The 23,318-nt window shown below is 64.6% G+C and carries 20 protein-coding genes and 1 pseudogene; 6 read left to right on the forward strand and 15 right to left on the reverse strand.

What is annotated here, in order from left to right; all coding sequences use genetic code 11:
• A pseudogene (locus ACODS0_RS19855) lies at positions 1-332 on the forward strand (histone); the annotation flags it as partial.
• A gap of 137 nt (positions 333-469) precedes the next feature.
• Here the strand turns inward: ACODS0_RS19855 and ACODS0_RS19860 are convergent.
• The 7 genes from ACODS0_RS19860 to ACODS0_RS19890 form a co-directional block, all read right to left on the reverse strand.
• Positions 470-1,366 carry a carbohydrate kinase family protein gene (locus ACODS0_RS19860; protein WP_488836689.1) on the reverse strand — a complete coding sequence of 299 codons (897 nt, stop codon included), beginning with the start codon at positions 1,364-1,366 and terminating at the stop codon, positions 470-472.
• 25 nt (positions 1,367-1,391) lie between these two features.
• Positions 1,392-2,930, reverse strand: coding sequence for a zinc-ribbon and DUF3426 domain-containing protein (locus ACODS0_RS19865; protein WP_488836691.1), 1,539 nt, complete (start codon positions 2,928-2,930; stop codon positions 1,392-1,394).
• 56 nt (positions 2,931-2,986) lie between these two features.
• Positions 2,987-3,889 carry a 50S ribosomal protein L11 methyltransferase gene (gene prmA, locus ACODS0_RS19870; RefSeq protein ID WP_121508593.1) on the reverse strand — a complete coding sequence of 301 codons (903 nt, stop codon included), beginning with the start codon at positions 3,887-3,889 and terminating at the stop codon, positions 2,987-2,989.
• 76 nt (positions 3,890-3,965) lie between these two features.
• Positions 3,966-5,315, reverse strand: coding sequence for an acetyl-CoA carboxylase biotin carboxylase subunit (gene accC, locus ACODS0_RS19875; protein WP_055395037.1), 1,350 nt, complete (start codon positions 5,313-5,315; stop codon positions 3,966-3,968).
• A gap of 7 nt (positions 5,316-5,322) precedes the next feature.
• Positions 5,323-5,778, reverse strand: coding sequence for an acetyl-CoA carboxylase biotin carboxyl carrier protein (accB, locus tag ACODS0_RS19880; protein WP_121421124.1), 456 nt, complete (start codon positions 5,776-5,778; stop codon positions 5,323-5,325).
• Positions 5,779-6,013: 235 nt separating this feature from the next.
• A complete protein-coding gene (locus ACODS0_RS19885; protein WP_488836694.1) occupies positions 6,014-6,595 on the reverse strand; it encodes a TlpA family protein disulfide reductase in 582 nt (193 codons plus the stop codon).
• The gene (locus tag ACODS0_RS19890) at positions 6,592-7,191 is read right to left on the reverse strand and encodes a hypothetical protein (protein ID WP_121421126.1); all 600 of its coding nucleotides are present in this window, start codon (positions 7,189-7,191) and stop codon (positions 6,592-6,594) included. The genes ACODS0_RS19885 and ACODS0_RS19890 overlap by 4 nt, the downstream gene beginning before the upstream one ends.
• Positions 7,192-7,365: 174 nt before the next feature.
• Here ACODS0_RS19890 and mpl point away from each other — a divergent pair, with 174 nt between their 5' ends.
• A complete protein-coding gene (mpl, locus tag ACODS0_RS19895) occupies positions 7,366-8,790 on the forward strand; it encodes a UDP-N-acetylmuramate:L-alanyl-gamma-D-glutamyl-meso-diaminopimelate ligase (protein ID WP_488836696.1) in 1,425 nt (474 codons plus the stop codon).
• Positions 8,791-8,838: 48 nt separating this feature from the next.
• Here mpl and ACODS0_RS19900 read toward each other — a convergent pair whose 3' ends face one another.
• The 7 genes from ACODS0_RS19900 to ACODS0_RS19930 all read right to left on the reverse strand — a co-directional run bounded on the left by ACODS0_RS19900 (position 8,839) and on the right by ACODS0_RS19930 (position 17,017).
• On the reverse strand, positions 8,839-9,150 hold the full coding sequence (locus ACODS0_RS19900; RefSeq protein WP_055395047.1) for a hypothetical protein: 312 nt from the start codon (positions 9,148-9,150) through the stop codon (positions 8,839-8,841).
• A gap of 105 nt (positions 9,151-9,255) precedes the next feature.
• On the reverse strand, positions 9,256-10,377 hold the full coding sequence (locus tag ACODS0_RS19905; RefSeq protein ID WP_121508589.1) for a 3-deoxy-7-phosphoheptulonate synthase: 1,122 nt from the start codon (positions 10,375-10,377) through the stop codon (positions 9,256-9,258).
• 299 nt (positions 10,378-10,676) lie between these two features.
• Positions 10,677-11,216 (reverse strand): hypothetical protein, encoded by a 540-nt coding sequence (locus ACODS0_RS19910; RefSeq protein WP_121421129.1) that lies wholly within the window; start codon positions 11,214-11,216, stop codon positions 10,677-10,679.
• A 120-nt stretch (positions 11,217-11,336) separates the two neighbouring features.
• Positions 11,337-12,821, reverse strand: a complete 1,485-nt coding sequence (gene tldD / locus ACODS0_RS19915) for a metalloprotease TldD (protein ID WP_488836699.1) — start codon at positions 12,819-12,821, stop codon at positions 11,337-11,339.
• Between the two features lie 80 nt (positions 12,822-12,901).
• On the reverse strand, positions 12,902-13,240 hold the full coding sequence (locus ACODS0_RS19920) for a YegP family protein (RefSeq protein ID WP_176886998.1): 339 nt from the start codon (positions 13,238-13,240) through the stop codon (positions 12,902-12,904).
• Between the two features lie 129 nt (positions 13,241-13,369).
• The gene (gene rodA, locus ACODS0_RS19925; RefSeq protein WP_055394909.1) at positions 13,370-14,542 is read right to left on the reverse strand and encodes a rod shape-determining protein RodA; all 1,173 of its coding nucleotides are present in this window, start codon (positions 14,540-14,542) and stop codon (positions 13,370-13,372) included.
• A gap of 36 nt (positions 14,543-14,578) precedes the next feature.
• On the reverse strand, positions 14,579-17,017 hold the full coding sequence (locus ACODS0_RS19930; RefSeq protein WP_488836702.1) for a protein kinase domain-containing protein: 2,439 nt from the start codon (positions 17,015-17,017) through the stop codon (positions 14,579-14,581).
• Between the two features lie 110 nt (positions 17,018-17,127).
• Between ACODS0_RS19930 and ACODS0_RS19935 the strand changes: the two genes are divergently transcribed.
• Complete coding sequence (locus ACODS0_RS19935) at positions 17,128-17,712, forward strand: YqiA/YcfP family alpha/beta fold hydrolase (protein ID WP_488836704.1); 585 nt, start codon at positions 17,128-17,130, stop codon at positions 17,710-17,712.
• 41 nt (positions 17,713-17,753) lie between these two features.
• Here the strand turns inward: ACODS0_RS19935 and ACODS0_RS19940 are convergent, their stop codons facing one another.
• A complete protein-coding gene (locus ACODS0_RS19940; RefSeq protein WP_488836705.1) occupies positions 17,754-19,331 on the reverse strand; it encodes a Wzy polymerase domain-containing protein in 1,578 nt (525 codons plus the stop codon).
• A gap of 94 nt (positions 19,332-19,425) precedes the next feature.
• On the opposite strand from ACODS0_RS19940, the gene ACODS0_RS19945 reads away from it, so the two are divergent.
• The 3 genes from ACODS0_RS19945 to aroE all read left to right on the forward strand — a co-directional run bounded on the left by ACODS0_RS19945 (position 19,426) and on the right by aroE (position 23,312).
• Positions 19,426-21,501, forward strand: a complete 2,076-nt coding sequence (locus ACODS0_RS19945; protein ID WP_488836707.1) for a ribonuclease catalytic domain-containing protein — start codon at positions 19,426-19,428, stop codon at positions 21,499-21,501.
• Between the two features lie 32 nt (positions 21,502-21,533).
• A complete protein-coding gene (locus tag ACODS0_RS19950) occupies positions 21,534-22,394 on the forward strand; it encodes an energy transducer TonB (protein ID WP_055394913.1) in 861 nt (286 codons plus the stop codon).
• A gap of 69 nt (positions 22,395-22,463) precedes the next feature.
• Complete coding sequence (aroE, locus tag ACODS0_RS19955) at positions 22,464-23,312, forward strand: shikimate dehydrogenase (RefSeq protein WP_488836709.1); 849 nt, start codon at positions 22,464-22,466, stop codon at positions 23,310-23,312.
• Positions 23,313-23,318 lie beyond the last annotated feature (6 nt).

Here is a 23,318-nt window from a genome sequence, read left to right on the forward strand (position 1 = left end):
CAGCACCGGCAAAGAAAGCCGCTCCCGCCAAGAAGGCAGTAGCAGCGAAGAAGGCCGCACCTGCCAAGAAGGCAGCAGCACCGGCAAAGAAAGCCGCTCCCGCCAAGAAGGCAGTAGCAGCGAAGAAGCCTGCCGCCCCAGCCAAGAAGGCGGCTCCCGCCAAGAAGGCAACGGCTGCCAAGAAGGCCGCTCCCGCCAAGGCTCCTGCAAAAAAAGCTGCACCGGCCAAGAAGGCCCCCAAGGCGCCTGCCCCTGCGGCAGCAGCTCCAGCAGCACAGACCACCCTGAATCCTCAGGCAGCCTGGCCCTTCCCTACGGGCAACAAGCCTTAATCCTGGCGTATCACACGCTCAACCCGGTGCCTGCGCACCGGGTTTTTTTGTGCCTGTTCGTGTTGCACACCACACGCCGTGCGACACAAGAAGCCGGCAGCAATGGCGCCCCGTGACTTCATGGAAAGCTGGCCCTATTACGCGGGGATGAAATCCAGTGTGTAGTTTTGCGGGCCCCGCTGTGCAATCTTGAGGGCTCCTACCCGGTTGCCCAGCTCGGAGCAACGCACCAGCGGCCAGCCCTTTTCCAGGCCGAACAACAACGCGCCCCGCCAAGCATCACCACACCCCGTAGGATCCACCACTTGGGCAGGCACCACGGCGGGTACATGGGTTTTCTGACCATCCACCCAGACCTCGCAGCCCTCCGCGCCCAGCGTCACCACAAGCCCCTTTACCTTGCGCGAAATCTCTGCAAGCGTCCAGCCCGTGCGGTCGCAAAGCATTTTCCCCTCGTAGTCATTGACCGTCACCCAGGAAGCCTGGTCCACGAACCTCGCCAGCTCTTCGCCATTGAACATGGGCAAGCCCTGGCCCGGGTCAAATACAAAAGGAATACCGGCCGCCACAAACTGGGCCGCGTGTTCAAGCATGGCGTCACGACCATCCGGCGCGATGATCCCCACGCTCACCCCCACATCTGCCCCGATGCGGTTCACATGTGCCTGCATCATCGCCCCAGGGTGGAAGGCGGTGATCTGGTTGTTGTCACGGTCCGTCATGATCATGGCTTGTGCGGTGTAGGTGTCCTGGACCTGCCCCACATGGCGCGCACTGATACCCAGCAATTCCAGGCGCTGCAGATAGTCTGCGCCATCGCTGCCCAGCATGGCCATTGGCAATGGCTCACCGCCCAGCAACTTGAGGCTATACGCAATGTTGCCCGCACAGCCACCAAAGTCGCGCCGCAACGAAGGCACCAGGAAAGAGACGTTCAGGATGTGCAGCTGGTCGGGCAGTATCTGCTCGGCAAAACGGCCCTCGAAGGTCATGATGGTGTCGAACGCCAGAGAACCACAAATGAGGGCAGCCATATCAAAGAAGTAGGTTGGTAAAAAATCAGGGATAAAACGCCAGCAACCGATAGCCAGCAACACGCGCTCCGCCGGTGGTCACAATCACTGACACGGACGCACTCCACTCGCCCCCTGCAGACAACTCCATGGGAGCCCCCATGTCAGTGGGCAAGAGCACACGCCGCAGCACTGGCTGGTCCTGCGCATCGGTCAACGTCAACTCGACAGCGGGCATGGCCAGAGGTATCGAGGCCTTGCTCTTCATGGTCAGCGCGAGTTGGTAGCTATCACCTCGGGCCTTGTTGAACGAAGAGCTGTCGATGACCACATCCGCAATCTGGCGCGGCGGCGCGATCTCGCAGTGCAAGGGAGCGCACAACGCCATCAACCATGGCCTGGCACGCGCATCCATCGCGGCAAGGCGGTCACGCTCCTGAACAGCGACCTGCAGCGCAAGCACCGCCACAGACATCAAAAGCAGCACTCCAAGCACCGTGCGCACCATCGGCCTGCGCCAGAACGCCTTGCGCCGGGCAGCGACTACAAAGCTGACTTCCTGTCCGGCCTCTGGGTCATCGTCCTCGTCAACGGCATCCGACGCCTTTCGGACCGAGGATCGCTTGCGAGTCGATGCCTGCAACACGGCTGCGGGCGAATGGTCTTCCACCAGCGCAAGTGCCTCTGGCGCGATTTCCGGCGTCACAGGCTGCGCAAAACCCACCGGCGGCACGGGCTGCTCTTCAGCCCGCTCTTTCGACTCCGCATCTTCCACCGGCAACGCCGTCTTGGTAGGCAACTCCAGCGCAGGGTATCCCATCGGGGTCAACGCCACGGGTGCAGCTGGATCAGATGCCACCTCTTCGCCATCTCGAAGAGCAGCAGCAGGTAACTCATACCCTGCAGGGAGTGATGTTCCATCGCCTGCACCGGGCAACGCGGCTGACAACGAGGCAGTGGGGTGATCCCCCTTGGGCAAAGAAGATGACCCATCAGCAGCCACCTCGGGAAAGGCCAAAGGAGGTAAGGCGACGGCATCGCTCCGCATCCCTGCAACATCCCCGCCCGTTGTTGGCACATTGCGCACGGAGTCCGGGCGCCAGGCAAATGGAGTGAAGGGGCCGATTCCCGCATCGGCACCCGGTGCCACCGTCCCGGCTGCCGCAGACAGAAACGCGGGCACCGCAGGCTGAGGAACCTCTAGAACCGGAGCCACCACCTGGGCCTGTGCATCCGGCAACCCCGCCATTACGTCGGAAGCACCTGTGGGGAACAGCGAAAACGCTGGTTTTTCGGAGGCTGGCGATAGCGCCTCCGCAGATGGGGCAACCGGTGGCGAAGAAGGCGGCTCACCCCATGACCGCCCCGTCTCTGCCTTGCGCGCCACCGGCATGGATGGCGGACGTATGTCGGTCAACGAGACATCGGGCAACAACGCTGGTGGAGCCGCTGGAAGCAGGTGCGCCGAAGCGTCAAACACCTCTTTGCATTGACCACAACGCACCCACCCTTGCGAGATGCGCAATTGGTCCGCCACCACCTTGAACGAGGTAGAGCAGGACGGGCAGCGAGTGATCTGGCTCATCAGCGATGGATTGTAGAGGCGCGTGCGACCCCGGCGAAGCGGGCTTCGGCCCCGTCTTAGCGACGGGCGGTCATCAAGATCCAGCCATCTTCTGTATCCGCCACATCGAGCTGAAGCCAGGGAGCATATGCCTCTTTCAACTCCTCAGCCTGGCGTTCCAAAATGCCTGCCAGCACCAGATTCCCGCCAGGCGCGACGTGGCTGCACAAGAGGGGCGCCAGCACGCGCAAGGGGGTGGCAAGAATGTTTGCCAGCACCGTCTGGTATTCACCCCGTGCCTTGTCGGGCAGACCCGCGTTGAGCCGCACGTCATTGGCCTGTGCATTCAGCGCGGTGGACTCGACCGCCGCAGGATCAATATCGACCGCATCGATGTCCGTGGCACCAAACTTGGCCGCACCAATGGCGAGGATGCCAGAGCCACAGCCATAGTCCAGAACCCGGCCCAGCGGATTGCCCATGGACGACTCGGTGGCACCGTTACGGGCAATCCAGCGCAGACACATGCGCGTCGTGGGGTGGGTGCCGGTGCCAAACGCCAGGCCCGGATCCAGCCGGATGCTGCGCTTTGCCTCGGCGGGAAGTTCGTGCCAGGTAGGAACTATCCAAAAATCCGGCGTGATGTCCACAGGCGCAAATTGCGATTGCGTGAGCCGCACCCAGTCCTGCTCGGGCACGTGGGCAACCCCCAGCACCTGGCAGCCCGCAAAAAAATCCTGCACCACCAGCAGTTGCTGGGCCTCCCGGGCTGCCACCTCCGAAGGAAAGAGCGCCACCACCCTGCTGCGCTGCCAGCCATCCTTGGGCGGCGGCATGCCAGGCTCGCCAAACAAGGCCTGCTCGGCGTCGGTCTGGGCATCAGCGTCCTCCACCGAAACGCTCAGCGCATCCAGCGCATCCAGCGCATCGCTGACCGCCTCGATCCGATCCTCGGGACACATCAGACTCAGCTCAAACATAGAAGCCTCTCAGAAAAAGTGAAATGCTGGCACCCGTTGCCAGGAGCCAGCATGTGAATGACTGCGCAATACGATTTCAGCGCTTGTGCTGCGACAGCCACTCTTCCAGGTAATGGATGTTGGTGCCACCGGCCATGAACTTGGCGTCCACCATCAGCTCGCGGTGCAGCGGCACGTTGGTGTTGATGCCTTCGATCACCGTCTCGGACAGCGCCGTGCGCATGCGGGCCAGGGCCTGCTCGCGCGTGTCGCCGTGCACGATGATCTTGCCGATCATCGAGTCGTAGTTAGGCGGCACAAAGTAGTTGGTGTACGCATGCGAATCCACACGCACGCCGGGGCCGCCTGGTGGATGCCACGTTGTGATACGCCCGGGCGACGGAATGAACTTGTAAGGGTCTTCCGCATTGATCCGGCACTCGATGGCATGGCCCCGGATCTCGATCTGGCGCTGGGTGAACGGCAGCTTCTCGCCCGCCGCGACCATGATCTGCGTCTTCACGATGTCCACGCCGGTGATCCACTCGGTGACGGGGTGTTCCACTTGCACACGGGTGTTCATCTCGATGAAGTAGAACTCGCCGTTTTCGTACAGGAACTCGAACGTGCCCGCACCACGGTAGCCGATCTTCTTGCACGCGGCCACGCAGCGCTCGCCGATCTTCTCGATCAGTTTGCGGGGGATGCCGGGGGCTGGAGCCTCTTCGATGACCTTCTGATGGCGGCGCTGCATGGAGCAATCGCGCTCGCCCAAATACACCGCATTGCGGTGCTTGTCGGCCAGGATCTGGATTTCGATGTGGCGCGGGTTCTGGAGGAACTTCTCCATGTACACCGCAGGATTGCCAAACGCAGCGCCCGCTTCGGCCTTGGTCATCTGCACCGCATTGACCAAGGCAGCTTCGGTGTGCACCACGCGCATGCCACGGCCACCACCGCCGCCTGCGGCCTTGATGATCACCGGGTAGCCCACGGCCTTGGCGATGCGGCGGATCTGCACCGGGTCATCGGGCAGTTCGCCCTCGGAGCCCGGCACGCAGGGCACGCCTGCGCGGATCATGGCCTGCTTGGCCGACACCTTGTCGCCCATGATGCGGATCGACTCGGGCGTGGGGCCGATGAACTGGAAGCCACTCTTTTCCACGCGCTCGGCGAAATCTGCGTTCTCAGACAGGAAGCCATAGCCGGGGTGAATGGCCTCGGCGTCGGTCACCTCGGCGGCCGAGATGATGGCTGGCATGTTCAGGTAGGACAACGGCGAGGGCGCTGGGCCGATGCACACCGCTTCTTCGGCGAGCTTGACGTATTTGGCGTCGCGGTCGGCCTCGGAGTAGACCATCACGGCCTTGACACCCAACTCATGGCAGGCGCGCTGGATACGAAGGGCGATCTCCCCTCTGTTTGCGACCAGGATTTTCTTGAACATGCGCGCCTTATTCGATGACGAACAAAGGTTGGCCGTATTCCACGGCCTGACCGTTTTCACCCAGGATGCGGGTGACGGTGCCAGACTTGTCAGCCTCGATTTCGTTGAGGATCTTCATCGCTTCGATGATGCAGATGGTTTCGCCTTCCTTGACCTGGCTGCCGACTTCAACAAAAGCCTTGGCGCCCGGGCTGGACGAACGGTAGAACGTACCCACCATGGGTGACTTGACGATGTGGCCAGCAGGGACTGCAGGGGCCGAGGGCGCAGGCAACTCGGCAACTTGGGCGGCGGCAGACGCAGGGGGCGCAGGCGCTTGCATCGGGGCGGGGACGTACTGCTGAACGACACCACCCACGCTCTTGACGATGCGGACTTTGCCCTCGGCTTCCGTGATTTCGAGTTCAGATACGTTCGACTCGGACACGAGATCGATGAGGGTTTTGAGTTTTCGCAGATCCATGGGAGCTCCAACGGCTATAAAACTGATAGGACTCACGCCAATCGGGACGCAACAGCCGCCTCGCGTTGGGCGAGCCGCTTGCCTGAGCCCTGCTTTGCGCAAGTCATGACTGAATAGGGCGCGAATTTACTCCAATTTCAGCCTATCTCCGTCTTCCACAGGTATTTTTGATGAACTACATCATGCCGATACCCAGCCCGGGCCCACAAAAATGCCGAACAGAAGGCTTGGTTGATCAGCGCAGAGGCGCCCACAGCTGGAGGTCTTGCGGGGTGATTTGCCCCATTTTACGGTGCAGGACACGCCCGTTGCCCCCGAGCACCACGGTAAACGGCAGGCCACCGGTAAGGTTGCCCAGTGATCGCCCCAGGTCGGTACCGCCCAATCCGGCAAGACCCACGGGGAACTCCAGCGGAATACGCTGCAGAAACTTGCGCACGGCAGAGGGCTGGTCGATGGCCAATCCCAGAACTTGCCATCCGTTCGGCGCCTGTTGGCGATAGAAAGCATTGAGCATGGGCAGCTCTTCCACACAGGGCGGGCACCAGGTGGCCCAGAAGTTCAGCAGCAGCGGCTTGCCAGCCAGAGACTTCAGCGCCACTACGCCCCCTTCAGGCTTTTCAAACTCCATCGCCCAGAGCGCTTCTTCCACCCCCTGCTCCATGGCATGGGGCTGGAACTTCCACCATGCCAGGCCGGCACCACCCAACGCTGCTGTGCCTGCCACCCCGGCGTACAGCAGTCGCCTACGTGCGGCCGACGGTTGCGCATCGCTGGTGGCGGGGATGGACTCAGGGCGATCGGAAGGGCTTGTCATGGGGCAGGGGTTTCCTGGAGCAGGCGCCGAACGGCGGTCATGTCACCGCGCGGCACACGCCCTTGGGCATCCGGGCGCAAAGCGCCGCGCAGGTCATCGAGGTCATAGATCATCAAGTGCACCCCGATCATCTCATTGAGTTCGGGCGACTTGCTGCCCAGGCTCAGCGCTTCGACCGACTCACCATGAAAACCGGTGACCGTGCGTGGCTCGTAGTCCACATGGTGATCGATGAGCGCTATTTCTGCAGATTTGGAGTCATCGCAGAACAACTGCAGGTAAATGTCGGACAGCCGCGTGGCTGTACCATGCCATACAGCCCCCGCCAGATGGGGACGGAAGGCCGCCATGCGCTCCATCCACACGAGGGCCAGCTGGCGCAGCGCCCGCAGCTCGTGCGGCTGCGTATCGGCACAAAAGAGCTGGATGTACTCCCGTACGGCGGCCTCGACCTGGTCGTTGCTCGGCAGGGGCGTGCGGGCAGGCAAGCCCATCTGGCGCAGCGCACGGCGCTTGGCCGGGCCCCATTCCAGGCCCTCTTCCACCACCAGCCGGGCCGTGGTGTGGGCGATTTCGTCGCTCAAAGGTGTGTGCATGGCGGTAGGGGATGGTGGTGGCAGGAAAAGAAACCGCATTGTGGCCCGAAGCACCTGCCTGGACTACGGGTTACCCCTAGATATGCCCAGGGTCACTATATTTTTCATAGCTTCTCGCGCTTATCCACCAAGCGCTGGGGGCTTGTTTTTTATTGAACCTTAGAATCTGCGCCCATGCATATACACATACTGGGCATCTGCGGCACGTTCATGGGCGGCCTGGCCGCGCTCGCGCGCGAGGCAGGCCACAAGGTGACGGGTTGCGACGCTGGCGTTTACCCGCCGATGAGCGACCAATTGCGGGCCCTGGGCATCGATCTGATCGAAGGTTTTGGCGCCGACCAACTGGCCCTGCAGCCCGACATGTTTGTCATCGGCAACGTGGTCAGCCGCGTCCGCCTGCCTGACGGCTCGCCCAAGTTTCCGTTGATGGAAGCCATCCTGGACGCAGGCCTGCCCTACACCAGCGGCCCGCAGTGGCTGGCCGAGCATGTACTACAAGGCCGCCATGTGCTGGCGGTTGCTGGCACCCATGGCAAGACAACCACCACCTCAATGCTGGCCTGGATTCTGGAAAGCGCCGGGCAGCAGCCAGGTTTTCTGATTGGCGGAGTACCGTTGAATTTCGGCGTGTCCGCCCGCCTGGGGGCGCCCCGGCGACCATCACCCGGCAGTGCGCCGCTGGGGGCCGCGCCGCTGTTCGCGATCGAGGCTGACGAATACGACACCGCCTTCTTCGACAAGCGCAGCAAGTTTGTGCACTACCGCCCTCGCACTGCGGTGCTGAACAACCTGGAGTTCGACCACGCAGACATCTTTGACAACCTGGCCGCCATCGAGCGGCAGTTTCACCACCTCGTGCGCACGGTGCCGCCATCGGGCCGTGTGGTGGTCAACGGTCTCGAAGAAAGCCTCACCCGCGTGTTGCACACGGGCTGCTGGAGCGAAGTGGCCAGCTTCGGCGAAGCCGTCAGCGACTTTTCGGCACAAGGCGACCCCCAGGCATTCGACGTGCTGCACCAGGGGCGCAAGGCCGCCCGGGTGGAGTGGGCGCTGACCGGCGTGCACAACCAGCTCAACGCACTGGCGGCCATTGCCGCCGCCCACCATGTGGGCGTGAGCCCCGAGCAGGCCGCTACGGCACTGGCCACCTTTCAGAACGTGAAGCGGCGCATGGAACTGCGCGGCACCGTGAATGGCGTTGCGGTGTATGACGACTTTGCCCACCACCCCACCGCCCTGAGAACCACGCTGGACGGCCTGCGCCGCAGCCTGGGCCAGGGTGCGCGCATCCTGGCGGTGTTCGAGCCCCGCAGCAACACCATGAAACTGGGCGCCATGAAGGCCCAACTGCCGTGGGCGCTGGAGCCTGCCGACCTCGCGTTCTGCCACACGGCCGGGCTGGACTGGGACGCGGCGCAGGCCCTAGCCCCCCTGGGCGTGGGCCCAGGCCTGCGGGCGCAAACCGCTGCCGACATCAACACCCTGGTAAAACAGGTCACAGCGGCAGCCCGCCCCGGGGATCACATCGTATGCATGAGCAACGGGGGATTTGGCGGCATCCACGCCAAACTGCTGGAATCGCTACAAAATAAATAGCTGCCAACACTTACCAGGCAAGCGCCGGGGCCTGATTTACTTCAAAAATCAGAACGATACCGCCATGCCCGGGACGTCCACGCGCACCACGGGCTTGGCGAGCGCCGCGCTGGCAGCGCGCGCAAAGTCACGGGACCATGCCGGGTCGGCCAGCAACGAAGCCCCCGCAGCGCGGGCCACTGTGAGAACCTTGTCCGCCAGCAGCACCTTGCCGCTGGCGCGCAGGGGTTCGCAATCGAGCGCGGTGAACTGATCATCCAGCCAGCGCCTGCCAGCCTCGTGGCCCATGGGCTCGGCGCCCTCCAGATCAAAACGGAATTCCTGGTTTCCGGCCAGACGGACCGACACTTCGCTGTGCATGATGGTTTGCCTTTCTATCTACTGAAACCGTGGCAGCGACTGCCGTGCTCCCTTGCACGGCCCGCCACGGGCTTCCAGTTTAGGGCCTTCGGCCAGCGGCGCAGATCACCGCGCGCGGCGCGCCTTCACGGCGTCAGACAGCTCAGCCAGCGCCGTCAGCGAATCGTCCCAGCCCAAGCAGGCGTCCGTGATGCTCTTGCCATACTCCAGCGCGCCGGGCTGGTCCTTGCCCGGTGAGAACTTCTGGGCACCGGCGGTGAGGTGGCTCTCGATCATGAGGCCGAACACACTGCGCGAGCCACCGGCGAGCTGAGCGGCGATGTCGCGCGCCACGTCGAGCTGCTTTTCATGTTGCTTGCTGCTGTTGGCATGGCTGCAGTCCACCATCAGGGTGGCGGGCAGCTTGGCGGCTTCGAGGTCCTTGCAGGCAGCGGCCACGCTGGCAGCGTCGTAGTTGGGCGTCTTGCCGCCGCGCAGGATCACGTGGCAATCCTTGTTGCCCTTGGTGTTGACGATGGCCACCTGGCCGTTTTTATGCACCGACAGGAAGTGGTGGCCCCGGCTGGCCGACTGGATCGCGTCGGTGGCAATGCGGATGTTGCCATCCGTGCCGTTCTTGAAGCCGATAGGCGCCGAGATGCCGGAGGCCAGCTCGCGGTGCACTTGGCTTTCTGTGGTGCGGGCGCCAATGGCGCCCCAGCTGATGAGGTCGCCGATGTACTGGGGCGAAATCACATCCAGGAACTCGCTGCCGGCGGGCATGCCAAGGCGGTTAATTTCGATCAGCAGCTGGCGCGCAATGCGCAGGCCTTCGTCGATGCGGTAGCTTTCGTCGAGGTACGGGTCGTTGATGAGGCCCTTCCAGCCCACCGTGGTGCGTGGCTTCTCAAAGTACACCCGCATCACGATTTCCAGGGTGTCGGCGTACTGCGTGCGCGCGGCCATGAGGCGGCGCGCGTACTCAACAGCGGCAGCCGGATCGTGGATGGAGCATGGGCCGATCACCACCAGCAGGCGGTCATCCTTGCCGGCCATGATGTTGTGGATGTTCTTGCGGGTCTGGGTGATCAGCGTCTCGACCGGCGTTCCACGGATCGGGAAAAAGCGGATCAGATGCTCGGGAGGAGGCAACACGGTAATGTCCTTGATACGTTCGTCGTCGGTCTGGCTGGTTTTCTCGACGCTGCGGTACCAGGCATCGCTGGTCGGGGTGGTGGTGGCCGTCATGGTTGCTTCCTCGTGGAGTAAAAGTAGTGGGAGGGATGAAAAAACGGGAGGGCAGAAAAACAAAAACCGCCGGGCTTTGCAGCGTCGGCGGTTGGTATGGGAAGGTTGTGTTTGCTTGCGCGTTTTCCTCTCATCCGCCGGGGACCGAGATAAAAAACCAAAAATAAAACGCGCTGCGAACTTGCATGGCAGCCAATGTAGCACAGGAGTGCGGCAGTGCAGCACCCCCGGATTGTTGCGATTGCGCGACAGCAATGGTAATCCGGATGCCTACCAGGCCCCACTTCCAACCCCCTGATTCAACGCCTCCAGCGACGAAACCAAGCGCTCGCACGCTGCAGGACTGACAACTTGCGCGGCGGCGCCCGATCCTGCAGGTCACTGGGTGGATCGCTCTGGTGCTCATACATGTCGATGAGCAGCAGCGCCTCGCCCAGCGTGCGCCAGGCCAGTAGCTCAAACTGGTCGAAGCTTGCACTTTCCTTCGGGCTGCGCCGCTCCAGCATCTGCTGCCAGTCCGCGATCGCATTGCGCAACTCCCTCAGCGCACGTTCATAGGCCCCGAACTCGTACAACGCGTGCCAGGCCGATCCCAGGCCCGTCAGGAACAGCTGGTGCTCGCGGGCGCAATGCGACAAAGTCAACACACGCCGGGTGATGGCTGTGGTATCGGTGCTGGTGCGGCGGATCCGCACCGCCTCGTCGATCTGCGTTGAGAGCGCGCTCAAGCTATCGCGCAGTTGGCGAGATTCCTCATCGGCCACGCCTTCACGCAGAAAGCGGCTGATGTCGCCAAATGACTGAAGGGTCAGTAGCTGACTGGGGCGCGTCGCGGGCATGCGCCATTTTGCGCTGCCAGGGCATGCACCACGCGCTTTGTGCACCGCACAAGGCCAAAGATGGTGGAAGCGAGCAACAGTCAGCGTGTCGAGCCGAAGCAGGAACGCTGTCGCCGATCGTCAGGCCGTCCCACCCACCGTCAACCCCTCGATACGCAGCGTAGGCTGGCCCACGCCCACGGGTACGCTCTGGCCTTCCTTGCCGCAGGTGCCTACGCCGCTGTCAAGGCGCATGTCGTTGCCGATCATGGTGACCTTCTTGAGCGACTCGGGGCCGCTGCCGATGATGGTCGCGCCTTTCACGGGGTATTGGATCTTGCCGTTTTCCACCCAGTAGGCTTCGCTGGCCGAGAACACGAACTTGCCCGAGGTAATGTCCACCTGTCCGCCGCCGAAGTTGCTGGCGTACAGGCCCTTCTTGATGCTGGCGATGATTTCCTGCGGGTCCTTGTCGCCGCCCAGCATGTAGGTGTTGGTCATGCGCGGCATGGGGATGTGGGCATAGCTCTCGCGGCGGCCGTTGCCGGTGGGTGCCACACCCATCAGGCGCGCGTTGAGCGAATCCTGGATGTAGCCCTTCAAGATGCCATCCTCGATCAGCACATTGCGCTGGCTGGCGTGGCCCTCGTCGTCCACGTTGAGCGATCCACGGCGGTCGGCGATGGTGCCGTCGTCCAGCACCGTCACGCCCTTGGCCGCCACGCGTTGGCCGATGCGGCCGCTGAATGCGCTCGAGCCCTTGCGGTTGAAGTCGCCTTCCAGCCCGTGGCCAATGGCTTCATGCAGCAGGATGCCGGGCCAGCCCGACCCCAGCACCACCGTCATCTCGCCCGCAGGGGCGGGGCGCGATTCGAGGTTGACCAGGGCCGCATTCACGGCCTCGTCCACGTACTTGCCCATCTGCTCGTCGTCAAAATAGGCCAGGCCGAAACGACCACCGCCGCCCGCCGAACCCATTTCGCGGCGGCCATTCTGCTCGGCGATCACCGTGACCGACAGGCGCACCAGCGGGCGCACATCGGCCGCCAGGGTGCCGTCGGCACGGGCCACCAGCACCACGTCGTATTCGCTCGCCAGCCCGGCCATGACCTGCGCCACGCGCGGGTCCTTGGCGCGGGCGCGCTGCTCCAGCTTTTCCAGCAAGGCCACCTTGGCGGTGCTGTCGAGCGAGGCAATGGGGTCCACGCCGGGGTACAGGCTGCGGCCTGCCGCTACTTTTTTAGGAGCTACTCGCGCTTTACCCGCCTGCGCTGCGGTCGAAATAGACCTTACAGTTCGGGCTGCGTCCAACAAGGACGCCTCGGAGATGTCGTCCGAATAGGCAAACGCCGTCTTCTCGCCGCTCACCGCGCGCACACCCACACCCTGGTCGATGCTGAAGGAACCGGTCTTGACGATGCCCTCTTCGAGGCTCCAGCCCTCGCTGCGGGTGTACTGGAAGTACAGGTCGGCATCGTCCACCTTGTGGGTACGGATCTCGGCCAGTGCTCGTGCCAGATGGCTTTCGTCAAGCCCGAAAGGGGTCAGCAACAATTCGCGAGCGACATCGATGCGCTGGCTGGTGGCCGCACGCTGGGGCGCGGCAGTGGTGGAGCGGGAAGTCATCAGGGCATTTTAGGCGCGCAGCCCCACCTTACCGGACAAGGGGGCACATGCCCCCTGCCACAACGCACCTGCCCAGAGCATCAAACTGCCGTCTGATCGTCCAGGACGGCCTGGGGCGCATGGGTCTGCACCGACTCGATGCCCGCATCGCGCGCCTTGGCACCGGAATACATCTGGCTTTGGCCGATCACCTGGCCATTACCCGCCTTGAGCGTGAAATAGGGCGATCCATCCTTGGCACTCAGGCGACCGAAGCGGCCATCATCGGGAGCGTTCTTGCGCACGGATTCGATGCCGTTCAGTGCACTGGCCCGTGATTCATACATCTCGCTGGTGAGGATGATCTGGCCATTGGAGGCCAACAGGTTGAAGACAAATTTATCGTTCTTCGACTTCTTCAGCTCGAACTTCGCCGCCATAGGGAATCCCTCCGGTTGCATAGGCCAAGGCACAGTTGGCCTGCCGGTTTGTACCCTCTTGCCGCCCTGCACGCAACGCCTGGGTAAAGACCCTGGAAGGTGTTCCTGATCTCCCAGCGGAGCCTATGGCTATAGGGCAGGCCGAGCGTCCTTGGGGTCCTGCTTCTGGGCCCGGGCCACCGACATCAGGATGCCCAGCGCCAGGCCCAGGGTGACCATGGCGGTGCCGCCATAGCTGATGAAAGGCAGCGGCACGCCCACCACGGGCAGGATGCCGCTGACCATACCCATGTTCACAAAGGCATAGGTGAAAAAGATCATCGAGACCGCCCCGGCCATCAGGCGTCCGAACAGGCTGGTGGCCCCTGCGGCGATGGCCAGGCCGCGCCAGACCAGCATCAAAAAGCAGACCAGCAGAAACAGGTTGCCTGCCAGCCCGAACTCCTCGGAAAACGCGGCAAAGATGAAGTCGGTGGTGCGCTCGGGGATGAACTCCAGATGCGTCTGCGTACCCGCCATGAAACCCTTGCCCCACATGCCCCCCGAGCCGATGGCGATCATGCCCTGGATGATGTGGAACCCCTTGCCCAACGGGTCGCGTGTGGGGTCGAGCAGGGTGCAGATGCGCTGCTGCTGGTAGTCGTGCAGCACCGACCAGCGCACGCCGTCCGCGCACAACTGGTCCCCCAGCAACACCAGGGCCAGGATGCCCACGCCCCCCAGCACCACCGGCGGCAGCACCAGTTTCCAGGAGAGCCCGGCAAAGAAGATCACGGACAGGCCAGCTGCCAGAACCAGTAGCGACGTACCCAGATCGGGCTGCTTCATGATCAGCCCCACCGGAACGGCCAGCAGCAGCCCTGCCGCCGCAAAGTCGAGCGGGCGCAAGGTGCCCTCGCGTTTCTGGAACCACCAGGCCAGCATCAGGGGCATGGCAATTTTCAGGATCTCGCTGGGCTGGATGACGATGCCCACATTGATCCAGCGCGTCGCCCCTTTTTTGGTGATGCCAAACAGCGCCACCGCCAAGAGCAGCGCCACGCCGGCCGCATACAGCGGCACAGCGAACAGCATGATTTTCTGGGGCGGCACCTGGGCCACCATGAACAAAATGGCACCCGCAATGAGCATGTTGCGCCCATGGTCCGAAAATCGTGTGCCGTGGTCGTAGCCCGATGAATACATGGCCACCAGCCCGGCGCAGGCGAGCAACGCCACCACCAGCATGAGCGGCAGGTCAAACCCGCGAAACAGGGGAAGAAAACGCTGGGCGAGCGAGGGCTTTTCAAAAACAACGGCCATCGCGGGATTATCGCGGCCCTTGGGGCCGCGCCACCGTCACCCCGCCTGGCGGAAGGCCATCACCGCCTGGTTGCGCAGGGTGCGCAGCAGGCCCAGGGCCTTGTCGTCCACCACGATGCCCCCTGCCGTGGACTGGTCGGCATAGATAAGCGCAAACGTCTGCCCCTTGATCTGCAGCGGAAGCAGCAGGAACGAGGGGGCATTGAGCCCCGCGCGGTACCACTCGGGCAGGCGGGCCTGCATCTTGGGCTCCGTCGCGTCGTTGATGAGCGTATCGGCACCGCGCAGGCAGACGGCGGCAAACAGGTCGCCCGGCGCCTTGAGCGGGACTTTCATGGCACGCACGGCGGCATCGCTGCCCTCGCCCAGGCCAAAGCGGCCGGTCAGCAAATCGGTGCGTGCCTCACGCAGGCAAAACACCATGCGCCGAAACCCCAGCGCGCGGAACATGGTCTCCAGGATCATGCGCAACACGTCGTTGAGCTGAAAACTCTCGACCATGGCATTGGTGATGTCCTGGATGCCCGCTGCCAGCACTTCGTTGACCTGCGCGACCGACACGGCGCCGCTGGCCTGCGACTCCAGCACCGCTGGCAAGGGCTGGGTTTCGCTGGCCCGCAGCTCGTGCGAGCCCAGGGCGTCATCCTGCGCGGGCCCGGCACCGGCCGCCGGGGGCAGCTGCAGCAGCCGCGCCGCAGGCGTGCCGGGGGCTACGCGCAGGTCCAGCGCCTCGGCCAGCGCCACGAGCTTGTGGCGGGCGCGCAAAGTGCCCTCCGAAATCGCTGCGGGAGACAGCGCCAGCGTACGGGAATAGCGGGTGCCGATCTGGGCCAGGCGGGCTTCCAGCGACGCGGCATCGCTCGCCAGCAGGGTGCTGGCCACCTCATTGGCAGCCATCGCCACCCAGCGCAGGCGCTCCACCCCCTGCTCCGGCGCGCGTTGCATGGGCGAGCCCAGGGGCTTGCGCATGCAGCGCTGCAGGCTCTCGGGCAGCCCCCAGACGCGGGCCACGCCAACCCCCAGGTCCTCGAAGCCCAGGCCCAGCACCTGCAGCGCGGCCGACTCTTCGCCCCCCTCCACGCGGCCAGTCTCCATCAGGGCGCGCACCTGGCGCGCCTCATCCGGAAAGTAGAACTCGCACAACATGCGGCCCAGGTTCTGGAACATCGCGCCAATGAAGGCCTCTTCAGCCGCCTGGCCGGGCTCGCACAGCTCCGCCGCCACCGAGCCAGCCATCATGGCGCGCAAAAACTCCTCGCGCATCTGGCTTGCATGGGCCTTGTCCTGCATGTGGTCCAGCAGCACCAGGCTGAGTGCCATGTTGCGCACGGCGTTGAAGCCCACCAGGCTCACGGCCCGCGACACGGTGCTGATGGTGCCCCGGCCCGCATGCGCGAAATGCACGCTGTTGACCAAGCGCAGCAACTTGTTGGTGAGAGCCACATCCTTGAGGATCTCGTGTGTGAGATCGCTGATGCTGTCGTCCTCGGAGTTGGCCACGCGCTGGATGCGCGCCACCGAGTCCGACAGCGCCGGAAAGTCGCTTTTGTGGCGCATGCGCCGCAGCAGGAAGTCGAGCGTGGCATTGCTGGCGGCCGTGGGCGCGCTGGCCGGAGCGGCCCAGGCACGCAAGGCATCGCGAAACTCCGCCGCCGACGGATAGCGCTGGCCCGGCTCGCGCGCCATCGCACGTTGCAAAATGGCCCGCAGGGCGTCGTCCACGCCCGGCCCCAGGTCTTCCGGCAGCACCAGGGTTTCGTTGGCAACGCGGTACAGCGCCTGCCAGGCGTCCTTCTGGTGGATCAGTCGCCGGCCCGTGAGAAGCTCCACCAGCACCAGGGCGGCCGAATACACATCCATGGCCGGTGCAGGGGCCGCCCCGTCCGCCGCCTCGGGCGCGAGGTACGCCGGGGTGCCACTGGCCAGTTGCGAATCCGGCACAGCCTGCACCGGTGCCGCCATGCCGAAGTCCATCACCCGCGCGTGGCGCTGGGTGTCGATCATGATGTTGGAAGGCTTGAGGTCGCGGTGCACGATGCCGGCCTGGTGTGCGGCCTGCAGGCCATCCAGCACATCCACCATCAGCGCCACTGCGTCGTGCGGCGTGCAGCGCCCCTGCTGCGCCAGATGCTCGGCCAGCGTCTTGCCTGGAACGTACTCGAACACGATGTAGGGCTGGCGGCCCTGCACATCGGCCTCAAACACCGGAACGATGAAGGGGTGCGCCAGGCGCCCCACATGCCGGGCTTCGCGCAGCCAGTGCTCCAGCACCGACGGGTCCTGGTCCTCCACGGGGCGCATGAGCTTGATGGCCACCTCGCGCTGCAGGCGCGGGTCCAGCGCCAGCCACACGGTGGCCTGGGCGCCCCGGCCCAGCAGCTTTTTCAGTTCAAAGCGGCCCAGCGACGTGGGAGGCTTGTCGGTGGATCCCAAAGCCCAGCGTTTGGCGGTGGAAAGCGGGGCAAAATCAGTCATGGTGGGGATCAAGGCAGCGGGCCCACCGCGTGGTGCCCATGCCATGCATCTTATGTCTCGGCCACCCCTTTCGCAGCAGTGATTCCCCTGCCCTGTCGTTTTCCCCCTCCATGACCACCACCCACCTTCTGTACCTGCACGGCTTTCGCTCTTCGCCCCAGTCTGCCAAGGCGCGGCAGATGGCCGCGCATGTGGCGCAGCACCACCCGGGTGTCACCTTCTGGTGCCCCCAGCTGCCGCCCTCCCCCAAAGCGGCGATGGAACTGGTCGCGCAGGGCATTGCCCTGTGGCCCGGAGCAGCAATGGCGGTGATCGGCTCCTCGCTCGGTGGCTTTTACGCCAGCTGGGTGGCGCAGCACAAGGGCTGCCCCAGCGTGATGCTCAATCCGGCCGTGCACCCGGCGCGTGACCTTGCGCGGTACATCGGCGAGCAGACCACCTGGCACGACCCAGCTGAGCGGTTTTACTTCCAGCCTGAATACATTGACGAGCTGCGCGCGCTGGACACCGCAGGCCAGCCGCCCGCAGCGCCCGAGATGGCCATCATTGCCAAGGGCGACGAGGTGCTGGACTGGCGTGAAATGGTGGCGCGCTACCCGCAGGCACGGCTGGTGGTGCAGGAGGGGGGACAACACGCCCTCGCCAATTTCAGCGACTACCTGCCCCAGGTGACGGAGTTCCTGGCTCTGGCCTGACATCAACCGGGCGCCAGGGGCACCAGCGCATCAGAACCTCTTCAACGTGCCTGGGATGCCCGGGTTCCACCCGCCCCCATCCAGCGGGCATAGTCGTCCGGGTAGGCTGCACGGTAGCGCTTCATGTGGAAAGCCGCTTCGTCGTCCTTGCCCAGCATCACGGCGCTTTCAACCAGCACTTCAATGACGCGGGGCTCGGGGGAGTAATGCAGCAGTTCCTGGGCCAGGGCGTTCATGCGCGCTGCGTTGTCGCGGGTCAGCCCCGTGGTGGTCAGGCGCGCAAAGTCCAGCGGGCCCGAAAACAGCAGCGAATGGGACACCTTGGCCTGCGTGTCCTCACGGTACGCGGCAGCCCGCTGCGCCCCCGGCTTGTAAAGCTGGCTCACGCGGTGGTAGTCCCAGGCGGCAAGGCCGCAGGCACCCAGGACTGCCAAGGCGGCCACCAGCGCAGCAGCCCCCGCAGGCCACGCGCGCCCATCCGATGCTTCGTCGCGCCGGGGCAAGACCAGGATCGCCACCGAGAGCAAGGCCACCACCTGGAACGGCCCGTACCACAGCGGGTATTCCAGCATGCTGTGCAGTCCGATGATCGCCAGCACGCCCCAGGCCAGTTGGCGCACGGGCTCGGTTTCGCTCCAAGGCCGGGCCCACAGGCACCCTGCCACGACGACTCCGCACAACACCACGGCAGCGGGCAGGCCCAGCTCTACGGCCAGGTGCAGGGGCAGGTTGTGCGCGTTGTCCAGCAGCACACAAAAGCGCTCGCCCGGGAACAGCGTGATGTAGTGTGCGTAGTCCAGTTCGCCCCAGCCCCAGCCCAGCCACGGTTTCTGCGCAATCAGGGTGAGCACGTTGGACCACAGCACCCGCCGACTGGTGCAGGTGTGCGATCCGTCCGTAAATCGGTGGAACAAGGCATCTGCGCGCACGCCCTGGAACTTCCAGAGCGCCTCGGGCAGCACCCAGGCGGCCACCAGAAAAACCGCAAACCCTGCGATACCCAGGCGCAGCGCCTCGCCACGGCCCGCGCCACGCCACACGACCAGAAGCACCAGGACAAGCAGCCACTGCACCACCACGGTCCGCGACGCTGTGGCGGCCCCGCCCACGGCGATCCACATCAGCGCCACGGCGGTCAGCACGCCCCACACGCCGGAGGAAGGTGCGCGGCCTGGGCTGGCCGCCCCGGCAAAGTCCGCGTTGCCTTGTGGACGGGCATGCAGCGTCCACCACAGCCAGGCCCACGCGCCCAGGCTGAGCAGGGTGGCCTGCTGGTTGCGCTGGCGCAGGTTGCCCACCGCCTGGCCCGGCACCGAAGCGTGAATCCAGGGCCCTAGGCCGACATCGCCAGCAAGGTACTGCACCAGCCCGATGACGCTGGCCACCAGCGCGGCCAGCCCCAGCCCACCCGCCAGCAGCCAACCCCAGCCCGCAGGCCCCCTGCGCTGCGCGACCCCGGCGCGTGCCCACCCGGCTGCCAGCAGCAAAAGCACCGCCCCACACACCCAGGACGCGATCAGCGGCCAGAAGTTGGCGATTGGGGAGTCAGTGACGGCGAACAGAAACGGCAAAGCCACTGCGAGCAAGGCCAGCGGAACGGCAATGGCATCAAAAAACATGTCGAAAGAACCGGGCCATCGTGCAAAGCCCTGGATCATAGGGGCAGGCCCGGGGCCGTCGGACCGGCGCGGCACCCATGGGACAATGCCGCCCATGCACGCATTGTTTGAAGAAGCCGGCAAGTTCATGGCCGGTCGTATCCTGTCCGAAGCCGATACATCCGCCCAGGTTGAGCTCGACTCGGGCAAGCGGGTCAAGGTCAAGGCCGCCAACATCCTCCTGAAATTCGAGAAACCCTCGCCTGCCGACTTGATCGCCCAGGCCCAGGCCGTGGCCGAAACCATTGAGCTGGACCTGGCCTGGGAGTTCGCGCCCGAAGACGAGTTCGGCTTTGCCGACCTGGCGCGGGACTATTTCTCTGAAAACGCCACCCTGGCCCAGCAGGCCGGCGCACTGTTCCGCCTGTACGACGCGCCCCACTATTTCCGCCGTGCGGGCAAGGGCCGGTTCAAGAAGGCATCGGCCGAGATCCTGCAGCAGGCGCTGGCCGCCATCGAGAAGAAAAAGGCCATCCTCGCGCAGATCGACGAATGGGCCGCCGCGCTGGGACGGGGCGAATGCCCGCAGCCCATCCGCGACCAGCTTTACAAGATCCTGTTCAAGCCCGACAAGAACGCGCCCGAGTACAAGGCCGTGGTGGACGCCAGCCGCGCCACGCACACCGCGCCGCTCGACCTGCTGCAAAAGGCCGGCGCCATCGACTCGGCCTACCAGTTCCACTGGAAGCGCTTCTTGTTCGAGAACTTCCCCAAGGGCACGGGCTTTCCGGCCGTCACCGCGCCCGTCATTGCCGACGAGCTGCCGCTGTCCACCGCGCGGGCGTACTCCATCGACGACTCGCAGACCACTGAAATCGACGATGCGCTGTCGGTGCAGGGCCTGGGCACGGGCACCGTGGTGCTGGGCATCCACATCGCCGCGCCGGGCCTGGCCATCCAGCCGGGCAGCGCCATCGACCAGCTCGGCCGCGCGCGCCTGTCCACGGTGTACATGCCGGGCTACAAGATCACCATGCTGCCCGACGACGTGGTGCAGACGTACACGCTGGACGAAGGTCGCGCCAACCCGGCCGTGTCGCTGTACGTGACCATCGACGAAGCCACGCTGGAATTCAAGAGTTCCGAAACCAAACTGGAGCGCGTGCACGTGGTCGCCAACCTGCGCCACGACCAGCTCGACAGCGTGGTGACCGAAGAATGGCTCTCCAACCCGGCGTTCGAGCATCAAAACGACCCCCAGCGCTTGTCTGACCTGCGCCCCCAGCTATCATTTTTGCACCGCCTTGCCAAGGACCTCAAAGCCCGCCGCGAAGTGGTGCGTGGCAAGCCCGAGAACTTCAACCGGCCGGACTACAACTTCCGCCTGGTCGGCAACAACGGTGCCGAGCCCACGGGCGATGAACGAGTGCAGATCAGCGTACGCCAGCGCGGCGCGCCGCTCGACCTGATCGTGGCCGAGGCCATGATCGTGGCCAACAGCACCTGGGGCAGCTGGATGGCCGAGCTGGGAGTGCCCGGCATCTACCGCAGCCAGGCCAGCATGGCGCCGGGCGTGAAGGTGCGGATGGGCACCAAGGCGCTGCCGCATGCGGGCATCGGCGTCAAAGCGTATTCGTGGGCCACGTCGCCCCTGCGCCGCTACACCGACCTGGTCAACCAGTGGCAAATCATTGCCTGCGCCCGCCACGGCAAGACCGCTGCGCTGGCCGCGCCTTTCAAGCCCAAGGATGCCGACCTGTTCTCCATCATCAGCAGCTTTGACGGCGCCTACAGCGCCTACAACGGCTACCAGGCGGGCATGGAACGGTTCTGGACGCTCAAATATGTAGAGCAGAACGGCATCACTGAGCTCAACGTCACCGTCTTCAAGGAAGGCCCGGGCGGCAGCTTCCTCGTTCGTGCAGACGATATTCCGCTGGTCTTCCCCGTGCTGGGCGCGCAGAACCTGCCGCGCGGCGCGCGCCTGAAGGTCAAGCTGGGCGAGGTGGACGAGATCACCCTCGATATCCATGGCACCGTGATCGAGCGCTTGGATGACCCGGCCGACACCAGCGACGACGGCCCGGTGGACGATGCCGAGGACGACGATACCGTGGCCGGACCGATTGCCATTGCAGTGGACGTGAGCGAGGCACCCGCCGAAGCCGCTGCAGCAGCACCGGCCGCCTGATTCCCTCTGACAGCCCCTGATAATTGCTGGCGATGAAACTCCCTGCCTTCCTCCGCACCTTCAGCACGCTGCAGCTCGCGTTGGGCATCTCGGTGGCCGTGCATGCCGCGCTCATCTCGGTGCGTTTCATTGACCCCGAGGGCTTCAACCGCGTGTTCCAGGACACGCCGCTCGAAGTCATCCTGGTCAACGCCAAGTCCAACGAACGCCCCGACAAGGCCCAGGCGATTGCCCAGGCCAACCTGGCTGGCGGCGGCGATGCCGAGAAGGGCCGCGCCACCAGCCCCCTGCCCTACACCGCGCTGACCACGGTGGGCGACGACTACGAAGAAGCCCAGCGCAAGATGGATGCGATGCAGGAGCAGCAGGCGCAATTGCTGGCCCAGTTGCGCAAGCAGTTGGCCACCATGCCCGAGCCCGATCCGCGCCAGGCTAGCCAGAGCGCCGAGCAGGCCAACGAGCAGGAAAAGCGCCGCCAGCTCGTCAAGCTGCTCGCCGAGATCGAAAAGCGCATCAATGAAGAAAACTCGCGCCCCAAGAAGCGCTACATCAGCCCCGCCACGCGCGAGGAGGCCTACGCCATCTATTACGACGGCCTGCGCCGCAAGGTGGAAGACAAGGGCACCGAAAACTTCCCCGAACAGGGCGGCAAGAAGCTGTATGGCGAGCTGACCATGATCGTCACCGTCAACCACGACGGCCGCGTGCTCGACACCGAGGTGGTGCAAGGCTCGGGCAACCCCACGCTGGACCGGCGCGCCGAGGCGATTGCCCGGGCTGCCGGCCCGTTTGGCGCGTTTGGCGCCGACATGCGCAAGAAGGCCGACCAGATCGCCATGGTGGCGCGCTTCAAGTTCACGCGCGATCAGACGCTGGAGACCAGCGTCCGCTAGTCGCCACCAGGCCCTGCCCGCAGCGGCCCTGCCAACCCGCCTTTTTTCATACCGCACGATTTCTTACCCATGAGCCAAGCCGCCGACCTGTACTGCGTGATGGGCAATCCGGTGGCGCACAGCCGCTCCCCCGCCATCCACGCCCGCTTTGCCGAACTGACGGGTGAGCACATCGCCTACGAACGCCGCCTGGTGCCCATGGATGGTTTTGCCCAGGGCGTGCGCGACTTTGTGGCCCAGGGTGGGCGCGGTTGCAACGTGACGGTGCCGTTCAAAACCGACGCACCACTTCTCGCCACCGAATGCAGCGAGCGCGTGCAGCTGGCCGGTGCGGCCAACACCCTCACCTTCCGCGCCGACGGCAGCATCTATGCCGACAACACCGACGGCCTGGGCCTGGTGGCCGACATCACGCGCAACGCGGGTGTGTCGCTGGCGGGGCGCGATGTGCTGCTGGTGGGCGCCGGTGGCGCCGCTGCGGGCGTGCTGGGCCCGTTGTTGCTGGCAGGAGCCCGCCACATCACGGTGGCCAACCGCACGCTGGCCAGGGCGCAGGCCCTGGTGCAGTCGCACAGTGCGCTTGCATTGCTACAAAAATCAGAGCTTATTGCGCTTACTCCACAAGCGCTAGAGGCCAATTTTGATGTCATTATCAATGCCACGGCCAGCAGCCTGGCCGGTGCCGAAGTGCCGGTATCCGCCAGCGTGCTGCGCCCCGGTTGCCTGGCCTACGACATGATGTATGGCCCCGCCGCGCAGGGTTTTCTGGATTGGGCCCGCCAGCACGGCGCCGTTCCGCGCGACGGCCTGGGCATGCTGGTCGAGCAAGCCGCCGAAGCCTTCTTGCTGTGGCGCGGCGTGCGCCCGCCGTCGGCCCAGGTGCTGCAGGAAATGCAGCAGGCCAACTCATCTAAATAACAAAAC

This window comes from Acidovorax sp. FG60 (assembly GCF_057808995.1).